Below are 22276 nucleotides of genomic sequence, written 5' to 3'. Positions count from 1 at the left end.
TTTGGCTTTGCGCAAGCAAAACAAGGGAAGCGAGCGACCGAAACCGGAACAAAATGGTTAAGCTACTAAGAGCACACGGAGGATGCCTAGGCGCTAGGAGCCGATGAAGGACGTGGCGAACAACGAAACTGCCTCGGGGAGCTGTAAGCAAGCTTTGATCCGGGGGTGTCCGAATGGGGAAACCCAGCTGGGGTAATTTCCAGTTACTCACAACTGAATACATAGGTTGTGTAGAGGCATACCAGGGGAACTGAAACATCTAAGTACCCTGAGGAAGAGAAAACAATAGTGATTCCGTCAGTAGCGGCGAGCGAACGCGGAGAAGCCCAAACCAGAGAGCTTGCTCTTTGGGGTTGTGGGACGTCTCACATGGAGTTACAAAGGAACCGGTTAAGCGAAGAGGTCTGGAAAGGCCCGCCAAAGAAGGTAAAAGCCCTGTAGTTGAAAGTCTGTTCCCTCCGAGACGGATCCCGAGTAGTGCGGGGCACGTGAAACCCCGTATGAATCCGGCAGGACCATCTGCCAAGGCTAAATACTTCCTAGCGACCGATAGTGAAGCAGTACCGTGAGGGAAAGGTGAAAAGCACCCCGGAAGGGGAGTGAAATAGAACCTGAAACCGTGTGCTTACAAAAAGTCAGAGCCCGTTTTAGGGGTGATGGCGTGCCTTTTGTAGAATGAACCGGCGAGTTACGTTCCCGTGCAAGGTTAAGGTGAAGAGCCGGAGCCGCAGCGAAAGCGAGTCTGAATAGGGCGACTTAGTACGTGGACGTAGACCCGAAACCGGGTGATCTACCCCTGTCCAGGGTGAAGGTGCGGTAACACGCACTGGAGGCCCGAACCCACGCATGTTGAAAAATGCGGGGATGAGGTGGGGGTAGCGGAGAAATTCCAATCGAACTCGGAGATAGCTGGTTCTCCCCGAAATAGCTTTAGGGCTAGCCTCGGAAAACAGAGTCGTGGAGGTAGAGCACTGATTGGGTGCGGGGCCCGCAAGGGTTACCAAGCTCAGTCAAACTCCGAATGCCATAGACTTACTTCCGGGAGTCAGACAGTGAGTGCTAAGATCCATTGTCAAAAGGGAAACAGCCCAGACCATCAGCTAAGGTCCCCAAGTGTGTGTTAAGTGGGAAAGGATGTGGAGTTGCACAGACAACCAGGATGTTGGCTTAGAAGCAGCCACCATTGAAAGAGTGCGTAATAGCTCACTGGTCGAGTGACTCTGCGCCGAAAATGTAACGGGGCTAAACACACCACCGAAGCTATGGCTTGATGCTTTGCATCAGGGGTAGGGGAGCGTTGTATAAGGGTTGAAGGTGTACCGTAAGGAGCGCTGGACATTATACAAGTGAGAATGCCGGTATGAGTAACGAAAAGATCAGTGAGAATCTGATCCGCCGAAAGCCTAAGGGTTCCTGAGGAAGGCTCGTCCGCTCAGGGTAAGTCGGGACCTAAGGCGAGGCCGAAAGGCGTAGTCGAAGGACAACAGGTCGAAATTCCTGTACCACCGTAAGCCGTTATGAGCAATGGGGGGACGCAGTAGGGTAGTGACGCGGACTGATGGATGTCCGTCTAAGCAGTAAGGCTGATGTGTAGGCAAATCCGCACATTGTAAGGCTGAGCTGTGATGGGGAGCGAAAATTGTAGTAGCGAAGGTCATGATCTCACACTGCCAAGAAAAGCCTCTAGCCAGGTGAAGGTGCCCGTACCGCAAACCGACACAGGTAGGCGAGAAGAGTATTCTAAGGCGCGCGGAAGAACTCTCGTTAAGGAACTCGGCAAAATGACCCCGTAACTTCGGGAGAAGGGGTGCCCCGGTAGTGTGAATAGCACGAGGGGGCCGCAGTGAAAAGGCCCAAGCGACTGTTTAGCAAAAACACAGGTCTGTGCGAAGCCGTAAGGCGAAGTATACGGGCTGACGCCTGCCCGGTGCTGGAAGGTTAAGGGGAGTGGTTAGGAGCAATCCGAAGCTGTGAACCGAAGCCCCAGTAAACGGCGGCCGTAACTATAACGGTCCTAAGGTAGCGAAATTCCTTGTCAGGTAAATTCTGACCCGCACGAATGGCGTAACGACTTGGGCGCTGTCTCAACGAGAGATCCGGTGAAATTTTAATACCTGTGAAGATGCAGGTTACCCGCGACAAGACGGAAAGACCCCATGGAGCTTTACTGCAGCTTGATATTGAATTTGGGTACGATCTGTACAGGATAGGTGGGAGCCTTTGAAACGTGAGCGCCAGCTTGCGTGGAGGCAACGTTGGGATACCACCCTGATCGTATCTAGGTTCTAACCTGGTACCGTAATCCGGTGCGGGGACAGTGTCAGGTGGGCAGTTTGACTGGGGCGGTCGCCTCCTAAAGAGTAACGGAGGCGCCCAAAGGTTCCCTCAGAATGGTTGGAAATCATTCGAAGAGTGCAAAGGCATAAGGGAGCTTGACTGCGAGACCTACAAGTCGAGCAGGGACGAAAGTCGGGCTTAGTGATCCGGTGGTACCGCATGGAAGGGCCATCGCTCAACGGATAAAAGCTACCCTGGGGATAACAGGCTTATCTCCCCCAAGAGTCCACATCGACGGGGAGGTTTGGCACCTCGATGTCGGCTCATCGCATCCTGGGGCTGAAGTAGGTCCCAAGGGTTGGGCTGTTCGCCCATTAAAGCGGTACGCGAGCTGGGTTCAGAACGTCGTGAGACAGTTCGGTCCCTATCTGTCGTGGGCGTAGGAAATTTGAGAGGAGCTGTCCTTAGTACGAGAGGACCGGGATGGACGTACCGCTGGTGTACCAGTTGTTCCGCCAGGAGCACCGCTGGGTAGCTATGTACGGACGGGATAAACGCTGAAAGCATCTAAGCGTGAAGCCCCCCTCAAGATGAGATTTCCCAGTATGTAAGACCCCTTGAAGACGACGAGGTAGATAGGCTGGGGGTGGAAGTGCAGCAATGCATGGAGCTGACCAGTACTAATCGGTCGAGGGCTTATCCAATAGCAAGTTGTCATTCGCGTGTTTCGTTTCGAATCTAGTTTTCAGAGAACAAAACTCTGAAATGTAAGCTAAGCTATGCGTTTGGTGGCGATGGCGGAGGGGTTCCACACGTACCCATCCCGAACACGACCGTTAAGCCCTCTAGCGCCGATGGTACTTGGACCGCAGGGTCCTGGGAGAGTAGGACGCCGCCAAGCGAACTCTTTCATCATACATAGAAAACAGGCTCTGCATGTTGATGTTGTACGATGAATTGCATTTGCACTGCAAATGCATATTATTCCCTGATAGCTCAGTTGGTAGAGCACTCGACTGTTAATCGAGTTGTCACAGGTTCGAGCCCTGTTCGGGGAGCCAGTAAGGCCCGTTGGTCAAGGGGTTAAGACACCTCCCTTTCACGGAGGTAACAGGGGTTCGAATCCCCTACGGGTCATAGCAATACCTATTGCTTCAACAAGGGATGAGAATCCCAAAGGTTCGTCGGAGGATGAACTTCGTTAGCAACTGCTTCGCAGTCTCGAACGAAGTGAGAGTATCCCCTACGGGTCATAATATGGAGGCTTAGCTCAGCTGGGAGAGCATCTGCCTTACAAGCAGAGGGTCGGGGGTTCGATCCCCTCAGCCTCCACCATATAACTTTATAACGACGCGGGGTGGAGCAGCCCGGTAGCTCGTCGGGCTCATAACCCGAAGGCCGCAGGTTCAAATCCTGCCCCCGCAATTATACTTTCCTTTGAGAAAGTGATCTGGAACCGTGGTGTAGTTGGCCTAACATGCCTGCCTGTCACGCAGGAGATCGCGGGTTCGAATCCCGTCGGTTCCGCCATTTTTATATTAATAATACCGTGTGCGGAAGTGGCTCAGCGGTAGAGCATCGCCTTGCCAAGGCGAGGGTCGCGGGTTCGATTCCCGTCTTCCGCTCCAATATTTGCGCCCTTAGCTCAGCTGGATAGAGCGTTTGACTACGAATCAAAAGGCCGGGAGTTCGAATCTCTCAGGGCGCGCCATTATAACTTCAAATTTGCCGGCGTGGCGGAATGGCAGACGCGCTCGACTCAAAATCGAGTGGGAAACCGTGGAGGTTCGAGTCCTCTCGCCGGTATATATAACGGGATGTAGCTCAGCTTGGTAGAGCACCTGGTTTGGGACCAGGGGGTCGCATGTTCAAATCGTGTCATCCCGATCTCTAAAAACACTATCTATAATTAGATAGTGTTTTTTTTATATTTATCAATATAAGATTCTATAAATGCAAGTTCGATATTAACTATGACAAATTCTCTAAGCTAACACATGTCTGTTCCTTCTTCAGACCACAAGTTAGTTGTGCATAAAGCCTCGTTCTTTAGGTCACAATAGGTTTAAAAAGTGATAGAAGGGGTTCATGTGAACACGTTTAACTTCAGAAAACAATTCAAGAGACGCTGGAGACGGTGGAAACGAACAGTATGGATAACGGCGGCTTTGCTTGCAGTTACGATATTGGCTTACAGCGGGTTGTCCATCTCATCGGCGATTGAGCGTTTGCTGACAACTAATTTTAGTGAGGCAACCAGTGTGATGGGCCCTGTTACGCAGGAAACAAGATCAGAACAGGAGATTCAGGCGTTAGTAGAGCAACTTGATTCTGATCCGGATCATTTAACAAGTGTGGTTTTGGAGACAAAGTACATCTGCGGATTGGAAACAGAGCAGTTAGGCAAGATGGCTAGACCACAGTTGAAGATGCTGCTAGCTCAACATCCGGAATGGGATGCTACCGTTGGAACATCAGATGAGTTGCATTTGAAGCAACGTGTAGATGACCTTTCACCGCATTGTAAACAACAGGCTTATATCAGCATAGATGCTGTAGGGAACCTTAATTTGTACGAGGGTAAGCCTGCAGAAGAGAAGGTTATTCGTACGTTCTTTCAGTTGGATGTTGGGACGTTGGAGAGTTCTTTGCCTGAAGGCGTACTAGAGCAATTGCAGCAGGGTATTCGGATTCAGGACAAGGATGAATATGATAGCGTAATCTCTACGTTCAGTGACTATGCCGTGGATGAAGATCACCATTTAATCCGTAATGGCGGGTAATCCAAACGTCCTCGCCTACGGTATTAAAATTGTGAAGTACTGAAACGACGGTGCCAATAGCAATAACATTGGTGGTTACGTAACCAAGCGATAGACCCAAAAATATGTGGAATATGATGAAGGACATCGAAGAGATGTCCTTTTTGTCGTTTGAACTGAAATAGTTGAAAATACGAATAAACATGTAAAAAATCCACGAATAAAGACGAGTAATCAGTTAGACAAAGTTTTTCCTGCCGCAGGGTCTATCTTTTGTTATAATGAAATGAACGATACATATGTTCGCTTTTGTGAGGGAGAGATGGTTTTGCGTTTTTTGGGAATTGACCCGGGGATTGCGATTGTTGGTTTTGGTTTTGTGGATAAAATCGGCAGTAAGGTGGTACCCGTACAATATGGATGTATTCAGACGGAAGCTCATACCCCTGAAGAGGAACGGTTGCTTCACGTATATGAAGGTATGGTGCAATTGATTGATAAATACAAACCGGACGCAGTAGCGCTGGAGAAACTTTTTTTCAATCGGAACGTTACAACAGCGATGTCTGTCAGTCAGGCTAGAGGCGTCATGGTTCTTGCTGCGGCACAGAAGGGTTTGCCTATTGCAGAGTATACGCCAATGCAGATCAAGCAGGCTGTTGTGGGGTACGGTAAAGCAGAGAAGAAGCAAGTACAGGAGATGGTCAAAATGTTCTTGCGTCTTCAGGTCGTTCCTAAGCCGGATGACGTAGCGGATGCATTGGCTGTAGCCGTGTGCCACGCACACTCTTATACATTAAATTCCAAGTTGAATGAGGTATTGCGAAAATGATTGATTTTCTAAGAGGACAGTTCATTCATGTAGAGAATGATTATATTGTGCTGGATGTTCATGGTGTAGGGTATCGCGTATTCTGTCCAAATCCATTTGCGTTTGCGAAGCAAGAAGGCGAAATTACCGTATACACTCACCATCATGTGCGTGAGGATGCGATGTTGCTGTTTGGATTTGTTACACGGGATGAGCAGCGTTTGTTCCGTAAACTGATTGAAGTATCCGGTATCGGTCCAAAAGTAGCTCTGGGCATACTCGCTGGAGGTACACCAGAACATGTGGTTACGGCGATTTATCAGGAGAATCTTACGTTCTTGACCAAATTGCCAGGCATCGGCAAGAAGACTGCACAACGCATGATTCTGGATCTCAAGGATAAGCTGGATAGCTTTGGCGCGGCAGCGTATGCAACAGGTTTGTTCGCTCCTCCATCGGAAGAGTCGGGAAGTGGTTCAGCCTGGGATGAGGCACGTGAAGGTCTCAAGGCACTTGGGTATACTGACAGTGAGCTTGATAAAGTATGGCTCAAATTGAAAAAGGATGTTACTACAGCAGATTCCGTTGATGTGTTGATGAAAAAGGCGCTGCAAATGCTGTTTACGGGATAATACAAATTGCATATTATAATATAGCTGTAGCCTGCAAAAAAAGGTAGGGATGAACATGGATGATCGGATTATTTCCGCGAACCTGATGATGGAGGACCAAAATGTTGAGTTGAGTCTTCGTCCCCGGTATCTGAATGAATATATCGGGCAGAATCAGGTGAAGGAAAATTTAAAGATATATATTGAAGCTGCCAAATTTCGTAATGAGGCATTGGATCACGTTTTGTTATATGGACCACCTGGACTTGGTAAAACAACACTTGCCAACATTATTGCCAACGAATTGGGTGTTAATTTACGAACTACGTCAGGCCCGGCCATTGAACGCCCGGGTGATCTTGCAGCATTGTTAACCAATCTGCAGGAAGGCGATGTCCTGTTTATTGATGAGATTCATCGTTTGCATCGTACGGTTGAAGAAGTCATGTACCCCGCTATGGAAGATTCGGCATTGGATATTATGATTGGTAAAGGTCCAAGTGCACGTTCCGTTCGGCTGGATCTGCCACCATTCACTCTGATTGGGGCTACAACGCGTGCTGGCTTGCTGTCTGCTCCACTTCGAGATCGATTTGGTGTTATCAGTCGATTGGAATTCTACACGGTTGATGAGCTGGCTTACATCGTCTCACGATCCACAGAAATTTTGGGTGTGGAGATTGTGGGAGATGCTGCTGAAGAGATTGCATTACGCTCACGTGGGACACCAAGGATCGCCAACCGTTTGTTAAAACGAGTACGCGACTTTGCGCAGGTACGTGGTGATGGGATTATAACGCAGACACTGGCGGAAGAAGCGCTGCAACGTCTCCAGATCGATCCACGTGGCTTGGATGACATTGACCATAAGATGCTCAAATCGATGATCAACAGCTTCCGGGGAGGTCCCGTAGGATTGGATACCATTGCTGCTACAATCGGTGAAGAAAGTCAGACGATCGAGGATGTTTATGAACCGTATCTTCTTCAGATTGGTATGATTCAGCGTACACCAAGAGGCAGGATCGTAACAGATCTCGCCTATCATCATTTGGGTCTTCCTGTTCCACCAAGAGATGGGAAATAATCGAATCTGTTGAACATGCTCATTTGAACGTTCACCATAAACCTTGAAATAATCACGTGTTAACCCGATATAAAATGAAAGAAATGCATGGAGAGGAGTCTGATTGTGGGAAAAGCAATACAAACGAAGAAGTGGAGTCGTCGATTGAAGGTACTGGCGGCAGCTCTTTTGACAGTGGGTTGTCTGCAAGTGCCTGCATATGCAGCAGGAAATGATGGACAGACGATCCGGGTAGCCATGTTTGCGAATCTGGGCAGTACGTATAAATCAACTACACCACTCATTACGCTTGAATCGACAGGACAATGGAGCATCCAATCGGAGAGTGGCGCAAATGTAAGCCTTCTGGCAGGGCAGGTCCGTTTCAGCGCAGATGGATTTCGAGTGAAAGTGTTGGAAACAGCGGATTTCAAGGCAGCATCTGCAGCAGCAAAATTGTTGCAGGCAACCGCAGATAAACCGTTGCTGTTCACAACGTCTGTGAATGGAAATGCTATTTACCAGCTCTACACAGGCAACTATGCAACGGAGGCACTGGCAGGACAAGCTGTTACACGAGTACAAAAGGTAGCGGCAGCTCAATTGGCTGGTCAAAAGCCAGCTGTAACGGGAAGTAAACGCCTGTCTGCTGGAACCTATGGTTCGATTCAGGAAGCAGAGGCAGCACAAGCCAACCTTTTATCAGCAGGAGTTAGTAGTGTCTATCCAGTCCTTCAACTGAGTGGAGGAAGCCAAGCATACGCGGTATGGGTGGGTGAAGCTTCAACGGATGCGGAATTAACCGCATTGAAGAACAGTGTGGAAGCCAAAGCTCCGGGGGTAAGCCTTTCACCTGTCAACAATAGTGCAGGGCTCATCATCCGCCAGGATGCAGGATTAAGTACGGATGCACTCAAAACAGCTCCGCATTACACTATTGCAGGTACTGAATCCAAAGCATTAGTACAAGGGAATGGCAATGGTATCAAAGTAGTGGAGCGTTCCCAGCGAACGTATCGTGGAGATATGGAAATCAGCATCGTGAGCGGTGATCTGGCGTTGGTCAACGTCGTTCCACTGGAGCAATACCTGTACTCTGTCGTAGGGGCAGAGGTGTATTCCTCCTGGCCTGCTGAAGCTCTGAAAGTTCAAGCCGTAGCTGCTCGATCCTACGCGCTTCAACAGGGTGAACGTTTCAAAATTGCGAATGTCGTGGATACAACGCTCAGCCAAGCCTATAACGGGATTGGTTCGGAGAACGATAAAGTAACCAGTGCAGTGGATGCAACGGCTGGAGAAGTGGTCAAGAGCGGTGGGAAAATCATCGAAGCTGTATTCTCCTCCAATGCTGGCGGCCAGACGGCTCATCCTTCTGAGGTATGGAACGGCGGAGTAGGTGTGTTCACCAATGTGGTTAGCTCAGGGGATACATCAGCCCAGGCAGGATTACATACGTGGTACCATGTGCTGCTGGGTACAGGCGTTAGCGGGTACATTCGTGAGGACAACATCAAAGAATTAACGACCAAGACCAATGCAGGACTGGCAAAAGTGACGGTAACGGCTCAGAATACCAATGTGCGTGCCGTTCCGTTAATTCAATCCACCGTTGAACCTGTAGCCAAAATGAATCCAGGCAACGAAGCTGTTGTACTGGCAAAAGTAGCTCAATCCAACGATTATGCTTGGGTGAGAGGACCTTTCACGTCTGCCCAGTTGGTTAAATCCCTTCAGGGTAAAACAACAGCGTCTGTTCCTGCTTCAATCTCAACCTTGGAAGTGACCAAGCGTGGACCTTCCGGAAGAGCACTTGAAGTCACTGCCAACGGACAGGCTATGACGGTGAAATATGCCGATACATACCGCTCTGCGCTCGGTGGATTACCGAGCACTCTATTTGATATTGCAGGGACCGGAAGTTATACTGTATTAGGCGCTGACGGCAAAACAGCCAGTAAAACCGGCTCAAATGGTGCCTCTGTATTGTCTTCTTCTGGCGCAGGAACATCATCTAGTAATGCACTTGTGGTTATGAGTGGTGATGGTCAAGCGAGAGCGGTGACGCAGGGTCAGACCTTCATGTTCATCGGTCAGGGCAATGGCCACGGATTGGGCTTGTCCCAATGGGGAGCCAAAGGCATGGCAGATGAAGGGTATGATTACCAGGCAATATTGAAACACTATTATCAAAATGCGACTATTGTTAAGGAATGAAACTAAATGAATGTGAACTTATATGATTTTGAATTACCGGAGCAATTGATAGCACAGACGCCGTTGCTTGATCGCACGGCATCCCGTTTGCTTACCTTGAACAAAGATAGTGGTGAGATTAATCATCAAACGTTTCCTGATATTATCGATTTTCTGAATCCCGGCGATACATTGATTCTGAATGATACACGTGTTCTACCAGCCCGTCTATTCGGTACAAAAGAAGATACCGGAGCAAAAGCGGAAGTGTTATTGCTCAAAAATGTGGAAGGTGACAAGTGGGAAGCACTGGTTAAGCCGGGTAAAAAGCTGAAAGCCGGTTCGGTCATCGTATTTGGTGAGGAACTGAAGGCAATCATTGAAGAAGAGGGCGAAATGGGGGCACGTACACTTACGTTTACGTATGATGGAATCTTTCAGGAGATTCTGGACCGTCTGGGTGAGATGCCGTTGCCACCTTATATCAAAGAGACATTGGATGACCGCGAACGGTATCAGACCGTGTATGCCAAGCATGAAGGATCGGCGGCTGCACCTACAGCGGGACTGCACTTTACGGATGAATTGTTGGATCAGATTCGTGCCAAAGGTGTTAATGTCGCCTTCATTACGCTTCATGTAGGACTGGGAACGTTCAGACCGATGTCGGTCGACGTCGTAGAAGATCATGTTATGCATGAGGAGTATTACTCCTTGTCACAAGAAACGGCAGATCTGATTAACCAGACTAAAGCGAATGGACACCGTGTTTTTGCGGTTGGGACAACGAGCTGTCGGACTTTGGAAACGGTAGGCAGCAAATTTGAAAATGGAATACTGCAAGCGAGCAGCGGATGGACCAGCATTTTCATCTATCCGGGCTATTCCTTCAAAGTGATCGATGGGATGCTTACGAATTTTCATCTCCCGAAATCCACGTTGGTTATGTTGGTTAGTGCACTAGCAGGCAGGGAACATATTATGCAGGCATATGAGGAAGCCATCCAAGAGAAATACCGGTTCTTCAGCTTCGGCGATGCCATGTTGATATATTAGTATAACGGTATAACGATTAACTTTTAGAGGATGATTAAAACCAATGGCAGCAATTACGTATGAACATATCAAAACTTGCAAACAATCCGGTGCACGTCTGGGACGTGTACATACACCTCACGGTGTTATTGAGACACCAACCTTTATGCCTGTAGGTACACAGGCGACTGTCAAAACAATGAGTCCTGAAGAATTGAAAGAAATGGATGCTCAGATTATTTTGAGTAATACCTATCACCTGTTTCTGAGACCAGGACATGAAATCATCCGTGAAGCTGGCGGGTTGCACAAATTCATGAACTGGGATCGTCCAATTCTGACGGACAGCGGCGGATTCCAAGTGTTTTCTCTCAGCGAGATGCGCAAAATTACGGAAGAAGGCGTTAACTTCCGCTCCCACTTGAATGGAGACAAGAAGTTCCTTTCACCTGAAGTGGCCATGGAAATCCAGAATGCACTTGGCTCCGATATTATGATGGCGTTTGATGAATGCCCACCGTATCCGGCTGAATATGAATATGTAAAAAAATCACTCGAAAGAACGAGCCGCTGGGCAGAACGTTGTCTCGAAAGTCACGCTCGTCCGCATGATCAAGGTCTGTTTGCCATCGTACAGGGAGGCATGCATGAAGATCTTCGCCGTCAGAGCGCCGCAGATTTGACTTCCATGGATTTCCCGGGGTATGCTATTGGTGGACTGAGTGTTGGAGAACCGAAACATTTGATGTATGGTGTACTGGATTATACGTTACCTTTGTTGCCGTCCAATAAACCACGTTATTTGATGGGGGTAGGTTCGCCCGATGCGTTGATTGAGGGATCTATTCGTGGAGTGGACATGTTCGATTGTGTTCTGCCTACTCGGATTGCCCGTAACGGAACAACGATGACCAGCCAAGGACGTCTGGTAATTCGTAATGCCAAGTTTGCAAACGATTTTGGACCATTAGATCCTGAATGTGATTGCTACACTTGTCGCAACTATTCCAGAGCTTATCTGCGTCATTTGATCAAAGCAGATGAAACATTTGGCCTGCGTTTGACAACGATCCATAATCTTCATTTCCTGCAGAATTTGATGCGTAATGTACGTAAAGCCATTATGGAAGATCGTTTGCTTGATTTCCGGGATGAATTTTTCGATCAATATGGTCTTCATGACAATGACAAAGGTTTCTGATTGAGGTTTTAAGGGAACTGGCGTAACAAGCAATATCTGTATGTATAGTCGATAAGGGGGAGTTTGAATGTTTCAAGGAATGCCTCTAGCAGGAGCGCAAGGCGGTGGGATCGTATCTTTGATCGTACCTTTGGTACTCATGGTTGCAATTTTCTACTTCTTGATGATTCGTCCACAGAACAAAAAGCAAAAGCAACGGAATTCGATGCTGAGCCAATTGAAAAAGGGCGATAAAATTGTAACGATTGGTGGCCTTCACGGTACGATCGCTGAGATTACGGACGATGTGGTTGTATTGCGTGTAAACGATGTAACTAAGCTTACATTTGATCGTAATGCAATCAGCACGGCTGTAGCTCGTGATACGGCTGTTGAATAGTTACTGTAACATAGAATAACGAGGGTACGTTTGTGGCGTATTCCCTAGTAGAGAACCGGATCTCCCTGGAGACCCGGTTCTTTTTTTTTTGATTTATGAGGGAAGGTCGATGTTCTTTACCAGTCAGTTAGGAGCGATGCGTATTAACACCGAATATGCCACCGAGAGCTGAAATGAAGAACGCGCTAATCAGTTGTAAACTATCCTTCCAATTAAACGAAGCATCCAGCGCGAGAAATCCGATCAACAGCACAAGGAGTCCATATACGATTCCGGTAATCCCTCCGTAGTACCATCCTTTTTCACCAGAACGTTTGCCTGCGACAAAACCACCAACCAATAATGACAAGCCATGAACAACATAGGTATACAACGAGAGGTCCTGTTCCCGCATTCCGCTCATCCAGAGAAACAAGGAGAGAATAAATGCCCCGATAAACATCCATACAAAAGCCTGACAGAGGCCTGACAGAATCGGATTGGACACTCGAAACGAAACCAAGCGGCGGATCAATTGCATGAAGCAACCCCCTTGTACAAGTTATAAGTTAATACAGTGTATGGTCAAGCCTTCGGACTTATGAACTGTTTTCCATTAAATGAACGGATTATTTCTGCATGAGCATGTAAGGTTCAGGTCAAAATAGGGATTGCACTACCCAGCTAACTGTTAAAAACTCAGTTTCGAAGGAGGACCCCTGTTGTGAACTTCCCAGATGTCGGATCACATATCTTTCGAACCATTCTCATGTACTTTCTGGTGTATTGTGCAATGAGGGTTATGGGTAAACGTGAGATTGGTAAGCTATCCATGTTTGATCTGGTCGTGTCCATTATGCTTGCTGAAATGGCTGCTTTTGTCATTGAAGATATTGATAAACCACTCTCTTATGGGATTGCCCCCATGCTTACCTTGATCATTGTACAGATCGGAATGGCCTTTATAGGTCTTAAAAGTCGGCGTCTTCGCCTGATAATTGATGGCAAACCTACTGTTTTGATCTCCAAAGGCGTTCTTCACCGGGATGAGATGCGGAAGCAACGATATAATCTGGATGATCTATTGCAACAACTCCGTGAACAGAATGTAGACAGTATCGGTGAGGTTGATTTCGCTATTTTGGAGACCACAGGCAAGTTGACCGTTTTTCCCAAGGATGAGAATACTTCTAACGACAGCAATTCTTCCGGTTCTGACTTAGAAGATTCTTCTTCCAGTAAATCCAAAACGGGAAAAAACCAGATTGACGGATTTCCAAATATTAAATATGAAGGTCTGCCACTACCCTTAATTATGGACGGAAAGGTCCAGGATCAGAATCTGGAGATCATCCAGAAAACGAGATTTTGGCTGAAAAATCAAATTCAACATAACGGAATTCTGGATTTCAAAGATGTATTTATATGCTCCATTGACCACAATGGGAAGATATATGTCAGTCCAAAAGATGATAAAAAATGAAAATCATTTGCCTGACCGACGTTTGAACCATGAACCTATCAAAGGAGCACGAGACAGATCATGAAAGTCAATCATTTTCGTACAGCCCATAACGATGAAATACACGATAAGCCCGACTAAAGGAGCGAGAAGCATCCTCACCCAAAAAGGCAATATCATGGCAGTCTCTTCGTATACGAGTAGGGTCGCTGCTCCCATAATAAACATTCCTGCACCCGTCTTCACCCAATCCATCATCTTGAAGCGGAACTGTAGCAGGCTACGTACGCTTTGGGCATGTAACAGGGTAACTACCGTAGAGTTCACACAGATGGCGATGACTGCACCGAAGATGCCATATTCAGGCCGGGAAGCAAGTGTTAAAATCAACGTGATTTTGATAACAGCACCGATAAACGTATTCAGCAATGCTTTACCCGGACGGTCAAGAGCTTGTAATGCAGCTTGAAGAGGAGCTTGAATATAAATGAACAAAGCAAAAGGAGCCATTAGCTTCAGCATGCTTCCGATCGATGCATCATTATACAGAACAAGACACATCGGTTCGGCAAGCACATACATAAACACAGAAAACGGAGCACCTGTCACAAGTGCCAAGCGTAATGCCTGATGCATTCTTTTGTGAATCAGTGCGCGATCTCCCTGAGCAGAAGCTTCAGACAGTGAAGGCACAAGTGATGTCGCGAGCGATGAGGTTAGTGCCCCCGGCAGCAGCAGCAAGGGAATAATCATACCTTGTAATGCACCATATTGTGCTGTAGCGAGCCCTTTGGATATGCCTGCCAGAGCCAGACTCTGGGCAGTAACAATAGTTTCGGCCAAATAGGATAAGGAGCCAACCAATCGGCCTGCTGTAACAGGAATAGAGATTGCAAGCAAACGCCGGATTAATCCCGGCTGTGGAGTACCCGTTTCTTTCAGAACTGAAGGTATTGGGTTTAAAGGTTTGGCTGAAGGTTTGGCTGTGAGATTGGACATGTTCTGTTGCATAGCGAGTGGTAACTCTTTCTTCTGCCTGTTATACTTCCACAAGAGTACAAGCATACCGCCGAATTCTCCAACGAGCGCTCCCAGCATGGCACCAGCAGCAGCTTGGGCAATCCCGTGGGGGAGGAGAAGCCAGGCAAACCAAATGACACAGACGATACGAATGATGGTTTCAACAATGGATGAAATGGCAGTAGGCATCATGTTTTGCTTACCTTGGAAATACCCTCTGTAGACAGCAGATACGGCGATAATGGCAATCATGGGGCTCATACTAACGAACGTATGGTATACCCGCTCATCTGTGAGCACGTACTTGGTAACCCAGGGTGCAAATAGGATGCACAAAAACATGAATACTACACCCAAGGTCAACGTAAAGCTTAAGCTTACTTGCAGGATTCGCTGGGGGGAATAACGATTGGCACCGGTATCAGCTTCGGCTACGAGCTTGGCTACGGCGAGCGGAATACCACCCGTAATTAATGTCACCAGTACGATAAAAAAGGGATAGCTCAATTGGTAGATGCCAACACCTTCTGCACCAATGACTCGTGGCAGCGCAATGCGCGGAATGAAACCAAGTATTCGATTAATTATGCCTGCCGCGAGCAGGATCATGGCCCCCTGGATAAATGTCTGTTTCTTCAAGACTACCCCTCTTTCCCGGTTGAAAGTACAGGCTATCAACATAAACGGGACAAAGCCGTTGTTCTTCATCCTATGCCAGTCCTTTATCTTCTCATGACAACTTGGACACGATTAACAAAAAGAACCATAATCAGCAAGAAGGAATATGATCAGGCGAAGTCGAATCATGTAATATTGATGCCGCATAAAGGCTTGGATGTACGAAGGGAGGCTCCCCGTTGGAAGAAATGAATGATGTGGAGTTGGAACAGTCAATAGAGATGCTCTGCCGTAGCAAAGCGGAGGAATTAAGGCTTGTCGGTTACGAATATGTCACCAGCAAAGATGTCTGGAATTGCGTCAGTCATAAATATGAAAAACAGGGCATTCCACCGCTTCACCAGCTGGTGAACGACATTTTGTCACTGAAAGCAACAAGCTTTATGAACTTTATGACCGTGTCTGCATACCGGGGGTCCTCTTTCTAGACGAAAGGGATCTTTTTTGTTGAAAATTGACTGCTTTTTACGGCATCGCTATAATAGGAATATTGAGAACGAAAGGGGATCTAGGAACGGCATGAAAAGAATTATCAGTTTCATTCTGGTCGTGCTTGTCACCACAGGGGTAATGGTGGGAACAAGCCCGGAACTGCTCAAAAATATACGCTTGGGCCTTGATTTAAAGGGAGGCTACGAGATCTTATATGAAGCAGAGCCGCTCGAAGCAGGTCAACAAGTCACCAAAGCATCTTTGGTGCAAACGGCCAAAAGTCTTGAAAGCCGCGCCAATGCGCTCGGAACAAGCGAACCGGAGGTAACCACTGAAGGAAGCAACCGGATTCGATTGAAGTTGGCAGGGGTTACGGACGAGGCTGAAGTTAGAGCCAAAATGAAAGAGCCGGCTGTTCTGACCTTCCGTAGTAAAGCTGAGAACGACAAGGAAGGCGAATACACCAAAATTGAGCTTCGCGGAAATGAATTTGTTGAGAATGCAGCCAAAGTTGTGTTCACTCAATTGAATGAGCCGATGATTGACATTCAAGTGAAAGACAAAGCCAAATTTTCCGAGATTACCAAACGTTTGATCGGACAACCTCTCGCTATTTATTTGGATGATGAGCTGTTATCTGCTCCAACCGTTAGACAACAGTTGACAGATGGTTCCGCTCAGATTTCGGGTGCTTACACACGTGACGAAGCAAACCAGCTTCGTGACACCATTAACCTGGGTGCATTGCCACTGAAACTTACAGAGAAGTATTCACAAAGTGTTGGTGCAACACTTGGTAAGCTTTCTCTGGATCAGACCATTAAAGCGGGATTGATTGGTTCCGTTATTATTCTAGTGTTCATGATTGGGCTTTATCGCATTCCTGGTATTATCGCGAGTTTTGCCTTGATCACACATACGTGGCTGGTACTTGCAATCTTCTATTTAGGAGAATTCGTGCTTACCCTTCCAGGTATTGCGGCGTTTATCCTGGGTATAGGGATGGCGGTGGATGCCAATATCATCACGTACGAACGGATTAAAGAAGAGATGCGCAGTGGTAAGTCGATCTTGTCTTCGGTTAAAGCGGGTGGTAAACATTCCTTCCGAACAATCATTGACTCCAACATCACAACCATTATTGCTGCGGCTGTTATGTTCTTCTTGGGAACAGGTGCGGTTAAAGGTTTTGCACTCGTGCTGATTTTTGATATTGTCACCAGTATTATCACGAATATTTTCTTCTCCCGCTTCCTGTTGACCCTGCTTGTACGGGGTAACGTGTTGAAGAAGCCTAAGTACTTCGGAGTGAAGGAGAGTGAAATTCGTGCGCTTTAATTGGAATTTTGATTATGTTAAAGGTAGTAAGATTGCCTATATCTTCTCGATTATTCTGACGATTACGGGGATCATCAGCATTTTGGCTTTGGGTTTGAATTATGCAGTTGATTTCCGTGCTGGATCGAATGTGGATATCTCGGTATCCAAAGCAATCACAGCGGAGCAGATTAAACCTATCGTTAAGGACATCGGTGTTGATGAGGGTGATGTTACCATTACACCGGGGGCTGACCGTGTAAATGTTCGGTTCTCCAATGAACTGGATGAGACCCAAGAGAGCAAATTTAAACAGGAATTTACCAAACTGGATGCATCGGCTTCCTATGAAGTAAATACCGTCGATCCAGAGATGGCCAAAGAATTGGAGCGCAACGCGATCTACGCGGTACTCATTGCAAGTATCGGGATCATGATCTATGTTGCGATTCGATTTGAGTGGCGCTTTGGTTTGGCTGCGGTTATCGCACTCTTCCATGACGCATTTGTCGTAATAAGTGTGTTCTCAATCTTCCGTTTGGAAGTCGATCTGACCTTTATTACTGCAGTATTGACCATTGTCGGGTTCTCGATCAACGATACGATCGTTATCTTTGACCGGATTCGTGAGAATCTGCGTTTTGCCAAAAAGACAACCAAAGCCGACCTACGCGAAGTAGTCAATCGCAGTTTGGCTCAAACGATGACACGTTCCCTGAATACAACATTCACGGTGTTTGCAGCTTCAATCTGTTTGTTCATATTTGGTGGAGAATCCATTCGCATGTTCTCACTTGCGATGGTTATCGGAACACTGTTCGGTGCATATTCTTCAATCTATATCGCCGCTCCACTATGGCTGATGCTTAAAGGTAAACAAGTGGAAAAGCCAAAAACAGTAGCTAAAGAATCTAACTAAACATCTTATTGTGAGCCGCGTCTGCCAGGCGCGGTTTTGCAACTTTATGTACAGAATTAAGGGGGAATATTCATGACCAGAGAACATATCCCATCTGCTCAGGCTGCCACATGGAGCGGTATTGCTGGTAATATGGGACTTGCGGTGATCAAAGCGGGAGTCGGTTATATGGCAAACAGCAAATCATTGCTCGCTGACGGCTTGTATTCTGCTTCTGAAGCTGGTTCTGCCCTGGCTGGTCTCTTTCCCTCCAAGTCTGTACGCGATAAGAGCAGGGCTCACAGAGGCCGGTTTAAAGAACATTCACGTGTTGCTAGACCCGGAATCTCAGTATTGTTATCTGTCCTGATCCTCATGGGTGGATTACAACTTGCTATCTCCGCATTGGGTAGTCTCTCCGGAAGTGAACCGGAAGCACCAGGCAAGTCGGTACTTTTGGTGGCTGTTGCAGCTTTGGCTGTGAAAGAAGCGATTTTTCAATTTCAGTACAGATATTTCCGTAAACGAAACCAGTCTCAGGCGCTGGCCTATGCACAGCAACATCGCCGTGCACTCTATTGTTCGCTCACCGTGTTAATCGGCATTATAGGATCGATGGCTGGTGAAGAGACGGGTTTGAGCATGCTGCTCTACCTGGACCCCACGGCTGCGTTGATTGCTTCCTGTTTTGTGCTTCACAAGGGTTACCGAATGATTGTGGACACAGTCTATGGCTCACTCGTTCAGGAACTGGAGCAGGAAGAAGCGTCAGATTTCAAAGAGACCGTACAGCGGGTATATGGCATCATTACCATTGAACATTTGGTTGCACGTGAACAGGAACATGACGTTACGATTGAGCTGGTCATTAGTGTGAATCCAAGAATCTCAATACTGGAAGCACAGGAGATTGCTAATCGGGCCAAGACACTACTGCTCACCCGTTTCAGTCATGTGAAAGAAGTACAGATTCAAGCGATACCTTATGATCCAGGTTATCCCTATAAATCCAATCATGAACTGCCCGATCACGAAGCGACATTAATTCAGTAGTGAAGCGCGGGTCCAGTAGATCAGGAAAGGAGCGTTATCATTGCTTTATTCGCAATACCGGTGGAATACACCGAATATCGATTTGGAGGCGGCTGCGGGACTCTCGCAGGCGCTTTCCGTTTCACCCCTTGTTGGACGTTTGCTTGTGAGTCGAGGAGTGCACAATGAGAAGGAGGCCGAACGTTTTTTGCATCCTGATCTGAATCAGATGCATGATCCCTATCTTCTCCTCGGCATGAATGAAGCTGTGCCACGTATCAAGCTGGCATTGGAGCGGGAAGAACATATTTTGATCTACGGGGATTATGACGCTGATGGCGTATCGAGCACATCGCTCATGATCCATTTGATGCGTCATCTTGGGGCTTCGTACGATATATATATCCCTCATCGCTCGAATGAAGGGTATGGATTGCACAACCATGCGTTGGATTGGGCGCATCAACAAGGCGTTTCATTGATTATTACCGTAGATACCGGAATCAGTGCTGTTGAACAGATTGCCTATGCGGCAACGCTGGGCATCGAAGTTATTGTGACAGATCACCACGAGCCGCCTGAAATTTTGCCCGAAGCCTTTACACTTATTAACCCGAAACTTCCGGGCTGTCCGTATCCTTTTAAAGGTTTGGCAGGAGCGGGAGTAGCCTTGAAGCTCGCTCAGGCATTAATCGGAGAAGTGCCCGGTGAATGGATGGAGATCGCTGCCATCGGCACCGTTGCCGATCTGATGCCTTTGGAAGGGGAGAACCGGGTTATTGTCAGTTATGGAATAGAATCGATGCGTGGTTCACGTCTTCCTGGTGTAAGTGCATTGCTGGAAATCAGTGGTGTGGATCAGAGTCAGGTGACTTCGATTAATATTGCCTTTGCCATGGCGCCTCGTATTAATGCCAGTGGACGTTTGGATCATGCCGGGAGAGCGGTATCGCTTCTCACCGCCGAGAATCTGGATGAAGCTCATACGCTTGCGGGCCAGCTTGATCTTTTGAATCGGGAGCGGCAGCAAGTCGTAGAGGGCATATTACAAGAAGCAACGGCACAGTTGGAACAAAAGATACAGCTTCGTTCAGGATCCGTTCCAGATGTAATCGTATTGGCTGGTGAGGGCTGGAACGTCGGAGTGGTTGGTATTGTGGCTTCCAAATTGCTGGAGCGTTATTACCGACCTACACTTATCCTTGGGATCGATCCAGAGAGCGGTGTCTGCAAGGGCTCTGCGCGCTCTATTGATGGCTTGGATATCTATGAGGCGCTCACAGTCAATAAACACACCATGGACCATTACGGGGGACATCCTGCTGCAGCAGGTATGACCTTGCATCGGGATCAGCTGGAAGAACTTGAGGCTGGTTTGAATGAGTTTGCTGCATCTGTATTAACTGAAGAGGACTTTGTACCTCAACGTCTTGCGGATGATGAATGCAGAATCAGTGATGTTCCGCTGAAAGTGATCCAGGAGATCGACAGATTGCAGCCTTTTGGAATGAGCAATCCTTCGCCACGGTTTGTATTGAGAAGTGTGACTGTGAAGGAAACCAGAACAATGGGACGAGAGAAACGCCATCTGAAACTGGTTCTGGAACAGGATGGTCAGCAACTGGAAACCGTCGCTTTTGGCAAGGGAGCGTTAGCAGAGTTTCTTCTCCCAGGTTCCGTTATTGATGTGATGGGAGAACTGTCCATCAATGAATGGAATGGGATGAGAAAACCTCAATTGATGCTTCAGGACATTCATGTTCCTCAGGTCCAAGTGTTTGATTTGCGCGGTAATGCCGAGCCTTTAAATGCGATGAAACATTTCTTGAGCTCACTTGAGGTGCATCTGCGATATAAATCTGGTTCTGTTGGTGCTATTGTTCGGAAAGAAACAGATGTTTCCGAGGGAAATTCATTGTATGAACCTTGCCTTTGGGTATATGATAGAAAGGTCGGGTTATTTCCGTGTAATGCTGCTGCACAGCATTATGGACAGGAACAAGTCCGGACGTTATTTGTGTTTGATACGCCGGAAACCCCGGAACAACTTAATGCCATGCTGGCTTTGTTCAGTGGAGCTGAGAATATCATCCTTCTGCACGGATCAGGCAACCGCCGAGATCGCCTTCAGATGCCTTCCAGAGAACTCTTTAAGCGTATTTATATGCAGGTGTTGAAATGGAAAGCTGAACCCGTGGAGGAACAAGAGATTACTCCTGTGCTCAGTCGTCAGTGTGGTTGTTCGCCGCGCATGATTACGATGATGTTGGATGTATTCGAAGAGTTATCCTTCATTACCCGTGATAACGGCAAAATTGCGTTTGTGGATAACCCGCCTAAGCGTGAACTAACCGCTTCACGTCACTATCAGGCGCTCGAAAACATGGCCGAAATAGAACAGGTGATGCTGGATGCAGCCACACCGCAACTGACACAATGGATGATATCCCGGATGAAGGGCGTATCTTAGATGGAAGTTTGTGTATTTATTTTAGGAGGAGATTATTTTGGATTTTAAAGATTATATTCGTGTCATCCCTGACTTTCCACAACCGGGAATCAGCTTTAAGGACATTACAACATTGTTGAAAGATGGAGAAATGTACCGCAATGCGATCAATGAACTGAAAGTGATGGTTTCTGATCTCAAAATTGACGTTATTGCTGGACCTGAAGCACGTGGTTTCGTTGTGGGCGCCCCTCTGGCATACGCTCTTGGTGTCGGTTTTGCTCCGATTCGTAAAAGTGGAAAACTGCCTGGAGAGACGATTGAAGTTGGTTATGATCTCGAGTATGGCAAGGATACACTCGCGATGCACACAGATGCGATTGAAAAAGGTCAAAATGTCCTGATCGCAGATGATCTGCTCGCAACGGGTGGAACGATTGCAACTTCCATCAACTTGATTGAACAATTGGGTGGGAACGTTGTTGGTGCTGCTTTCCTGATCGAACTGTCTGATCTGAATGGTCGTGCTAAATTGCCAGAGAAAATCGATGTATTCACATTGATGAACTACTAAGTTTAAAATCTCCACTTGGAGTGTTGTGATTAAAACCTGAATCGCTTTTCCCTTTTCCCGGGAAATAATATACAGCATTAATGATTATCAAAAAGCCTGT

General features: G+C 47.2%; 17 protein-coding genes, 9 tRNA genes and 2 rRNA genes. 26 read left to right on the top strand and 2 right to left on the bottom strand.

All coding sequences use genetic code 11. The annotated features are described in order from the left end of the window. Positions 1-55: 55 nt before the first annotated feature. The 19 genes from MHI12_RS23715 to yajC all read left to right on the top strand — a co-directional run bounded on the left by MHI12_RS23715 (position 56) and on the right by yajC (position 12335). Positions 56-2981 (top strand): 23S ribosomal RNA (locus tag MHI12_RS23715). Between the two features lie 80 nt (positions 2982-3061). Further along, positions 3062-3178: ribosomal RNA gene (gene rrf, locus MHI12_RS23710) — 5S ribosomal RNA — on the top strand. Positions 3179-3262: 84 nt separating this feature from the next. Beyond that, positions 3263-3338, top strand: a tRNA-Asn gene (locus MHI12_RS23705). 4 nt (positions 3339-3342) lie between these two features. After that, positions 3343-3414 (top strand) — tRNA-Glu (locus tag MHI12_RS23700). 122 nt (positions 3415-3536) lie between these two features. After that, a tRNA-Val gene (locus tag MHI12_RS23695) sits at positions 3537-3612 on the top strand. A 16-nt stretch (positions 3613-3628) separates the two neighbouring features. Next, positions 3629-3702: transfer RNA gene (locus MHI12_RS23690), tRNA-Met, on the top strand. Between the two features lie 27 nt (positions 3703-3729). Beyond that, positions 3730-3807, top strand: a tRNA-Asp gene (locus tag MHI12_RS23685). A gap of 23 nt (positions 3808-3830) precedes the next feature. After that, positions 3831-3905 (top strand) — tRNA-Gly (locus MHI12_RS23680). A gap of 6 nt (positions 3906-3911) precedes the next feature. Then, a tRNA-Arg gene (locus tag MHI12_RS23675) sits at positions 3912-3988 on the top strand. 16 nt (positions 3989-4004) lie between these two features. Next, a tRNA-Leu gene (locus MHI12_RS23670) sits at positions 4005-4083 on the top strand. Positions 4084-4090: 7 nt separating this feature from the next. After that, a tRNA-Pro gene (locus tag MHI12_RS23665) sits at positions 4091-4164 on the top strand. A gap of 203 nt (positions 4165-4367) precedes the next feature. Continuing rightward, positions 4368-5060 (top strand): BofC C-terminal domain-containing protein, encoded by a 693-nt coding sequence (locus MHI12_RS23660; protein WP_341008629.1) that lies wholly within the window; start codon positions 4368-4370, stop codon positions 5058-5060. 307 nt (positions 5061-5367) lie between these two features. Then, entirely contained in the window at positions 5368-5871 is a 504-nt protein-coding gene (ruvC, locus tag MHI12_RS23655; RefSeq protein WP_017686765.1) for a crossover junction endodeoxyribonuclease RuvC, read from the top strand. Continuing rightward, a complete protein-coding gene (gene ruvA, locus MHI12_RS23650) occupies positions 5868-6482 on the top strand; it encodes a Holliday junction branch migration protein RuvA (protein WP_036616866.1) in 615 nt (204 codons plus the stop codon). The genes ruvC and ruvA overlap by 4 nt, the downstream gene beginning before the upstream one ends. Positions 6483-6537: 55 nt before the next feature. Further along, complete coding sequence (gene ruvB, locus MHI12_RS23645; RefSeq protein WP_017686767.1) at positions 6538-7548, top strand: Holliday junction branch migration DNA helicase RuvB; 1011 nt, start codon at positions 6538-6540, stop codon at positions 7546-7548. 105 nt (positions 7549-7653) lie between these two features. Further along, the gene (locus tag MHI12_RS23640) at positions 7654-9741 is read left to right on the top strand and encodes a SpoIID/LytB domain-containing protein (RefSeq protein ID WP_405170512.1); all 2088 of its coding nucleotides are present in this window, start codon (positions 7654-7656) and stop codon (positions 9739-9741) included. A gap of 6 nt (positions 9742-9747) precedes the next feature. Next, a complete protein-coding gene (gene queA, locus MHI12_RS23635; RefSeq protein WP_405170511.1) occupies positions 9748-10776 on the top strand; it encodes a tRNA preQ1(34) S-adenosylmethionine ribosyltransferase-isomerase QueA in 1029 nt (342 codons plus the stop codon). A 43-nt stretch (positions 10777-10819) separates the two neighbouring features. Next, on the top strand, positions 10820-11956 hold the full coding sequence (gene tgt, locus MHI12_RS23630) for a tRNA guanosine(34) transglycosylase Tgt (protein WP_405170510.1): 1137 nt from the start codon (positions 10820-10822) through the stop codon (positions 11954-11956). A gap of 67 nt (positions 11957-12023) precedes the next feature. Then, positions 12024-12335, top strand: coding sequence for a preprotein translocase subunit YajC (gene yajC / locus MHI12_RS23625; RefSeq protein ID WP_036616875.1), 312 nt, complete (start codon positions 12024-12026; stop codon positions 12333-12335). Between the two features lie 127 nt (positions 12336-12462). Here yajC and MHI12_RS23620 read toward each other — a convergent pair whose 3' ends face one another. Further along, the gene (locus tag MHI12_RS23620) at positions 12463-12855 is read right to left on the bottom strand and encodes a TIGR04086 family membrane protein (protein WP_341008623.1); all 393 of its coding nucleotides are present in this window, start codon (positions 12853-12855) and stop codon (positions 12463-12465) included. Positions 12856-13083: 228 nt separating this feature from the next. Between MHI12_RS23620 and MHI12_RS23615 the strand changes: the two genes are divergently transcribed. Continuing rightward, positions 13084-13797 carry a YetF domain-containing protein gene (locus MHI12_RS23615; RefSeq protein ID WP_405173044.1) on the top strand — a complete coding sequence of 238 codons (714 nt, stop codon included), beginning with the start codon at positions 13084-13086 and terminating at the stop codon, positions 13795-13797. A 3-nt stretch (positions 13798-13800) separates the two neighbouring features. Here the strand turns inward: MHI12_RS23615 and spoVB are convergent, their stop codons facing one another. Continuing rightward, positions 13801-15435 (bottom strand): stage V sporulation protein B, encoded by a 1635-nt coding sequence (spoVB, locus tag MHI12_RS23610; RefSeq protein ID WP_405170509.1) that lies wholly within the window; start codon positions 15433-15435, stop codon positions 13801-13803. Between the two features lie 227 nt (positions 15436-15662). Here spoVB and MHI12_RS23605 point away from each other — a divergent pair, with 227 nt between their 5' ends. The 6 genes from MHI12_RS23605 (at position 15663) to MHI12_RS23580 (ending at position 22176) form a co-directional block, all read left to right on the top strand. Further along, positions 15663-15902, top strand: a complete 240-nt coding sequence (locus MHI12_RS23605) for a post-transcriptional regulator (protein ID WP_036617497.1) — start codon at positions 15663-15665, stop codon at positions 15900-15902. A 91-nt stretch (positions 15903-15993) separates the two neighbouring features. Beyond that, on the top strand, positions 15994-17244 hold the full coding sequence (secD, locus tag MHI12_RS23600) for a protein translocase subunit SecD (RefSeq protein WP_051447453.1): 1251 nt from the start codon (positions 15994-15996) through the stop codon (positions 17242-17244). After that, a complete protein-coding gene (gene secF / locus MHI12_RS23595; protein WP_091027615.1) occupies positions 17234-18142 on the top strand; it encodes a protein translocase subunit SecF in 909 nt (302 codons plus the stop codon). The genes secD and secF overlap by 11 nt, the downstream gene beginning before the upstream one ends. A 72-nt stretch (positions 18143-18214) precedes the next feature. Further along, positions 18215-19174, top strand: coding sequence for a cation diffusion facilitator family transporter (locus MHI12_RS23590; protein ID WP_405170508.1), 960 nt, complete (start codon positions 18215-18217; stop codon positions 19172-19174). A gap of 40 nt (positions 19175-19214) precedes the next feature. Next, a complete protein-coding gene (recJ, locus tag MHI12_RS23585) occupies positions 19215-21623 on the top strand; it encodes a single-stranded-DNA-specific exonuclease RecJ (protein WP_405170507.1) in 2409 nt (802 codons plus the stop codon). Between the two features lie 37 nt (positions 21624-21660). Continuing rightward, entirely contained in the window at positions 21661-22176 is a 516-nt protein-coding gene (locus MHI12_RS23580) for an adenine phosphoribosyltransferase (RefSeq protein WP_091020472.1), read from the top strand. Positions 22177-22276: the final 100 nt, after the last annotated feature.

This window comes from Paenibacillus sp. FSL H8-0280 (assembly GCF_045040665.1).
GTDB classification, from domain to species: Bacteria; Bacillota; Bacilli; order Paenibacillales; family Paenibacillaceae; genus Paenibacillus; species Paenibacillus xylanexedens_A.
Note: the sequence above shows the minus strand (reverse complement) of the source record. Positions and strands in the feature narration are given on the sequence as shown.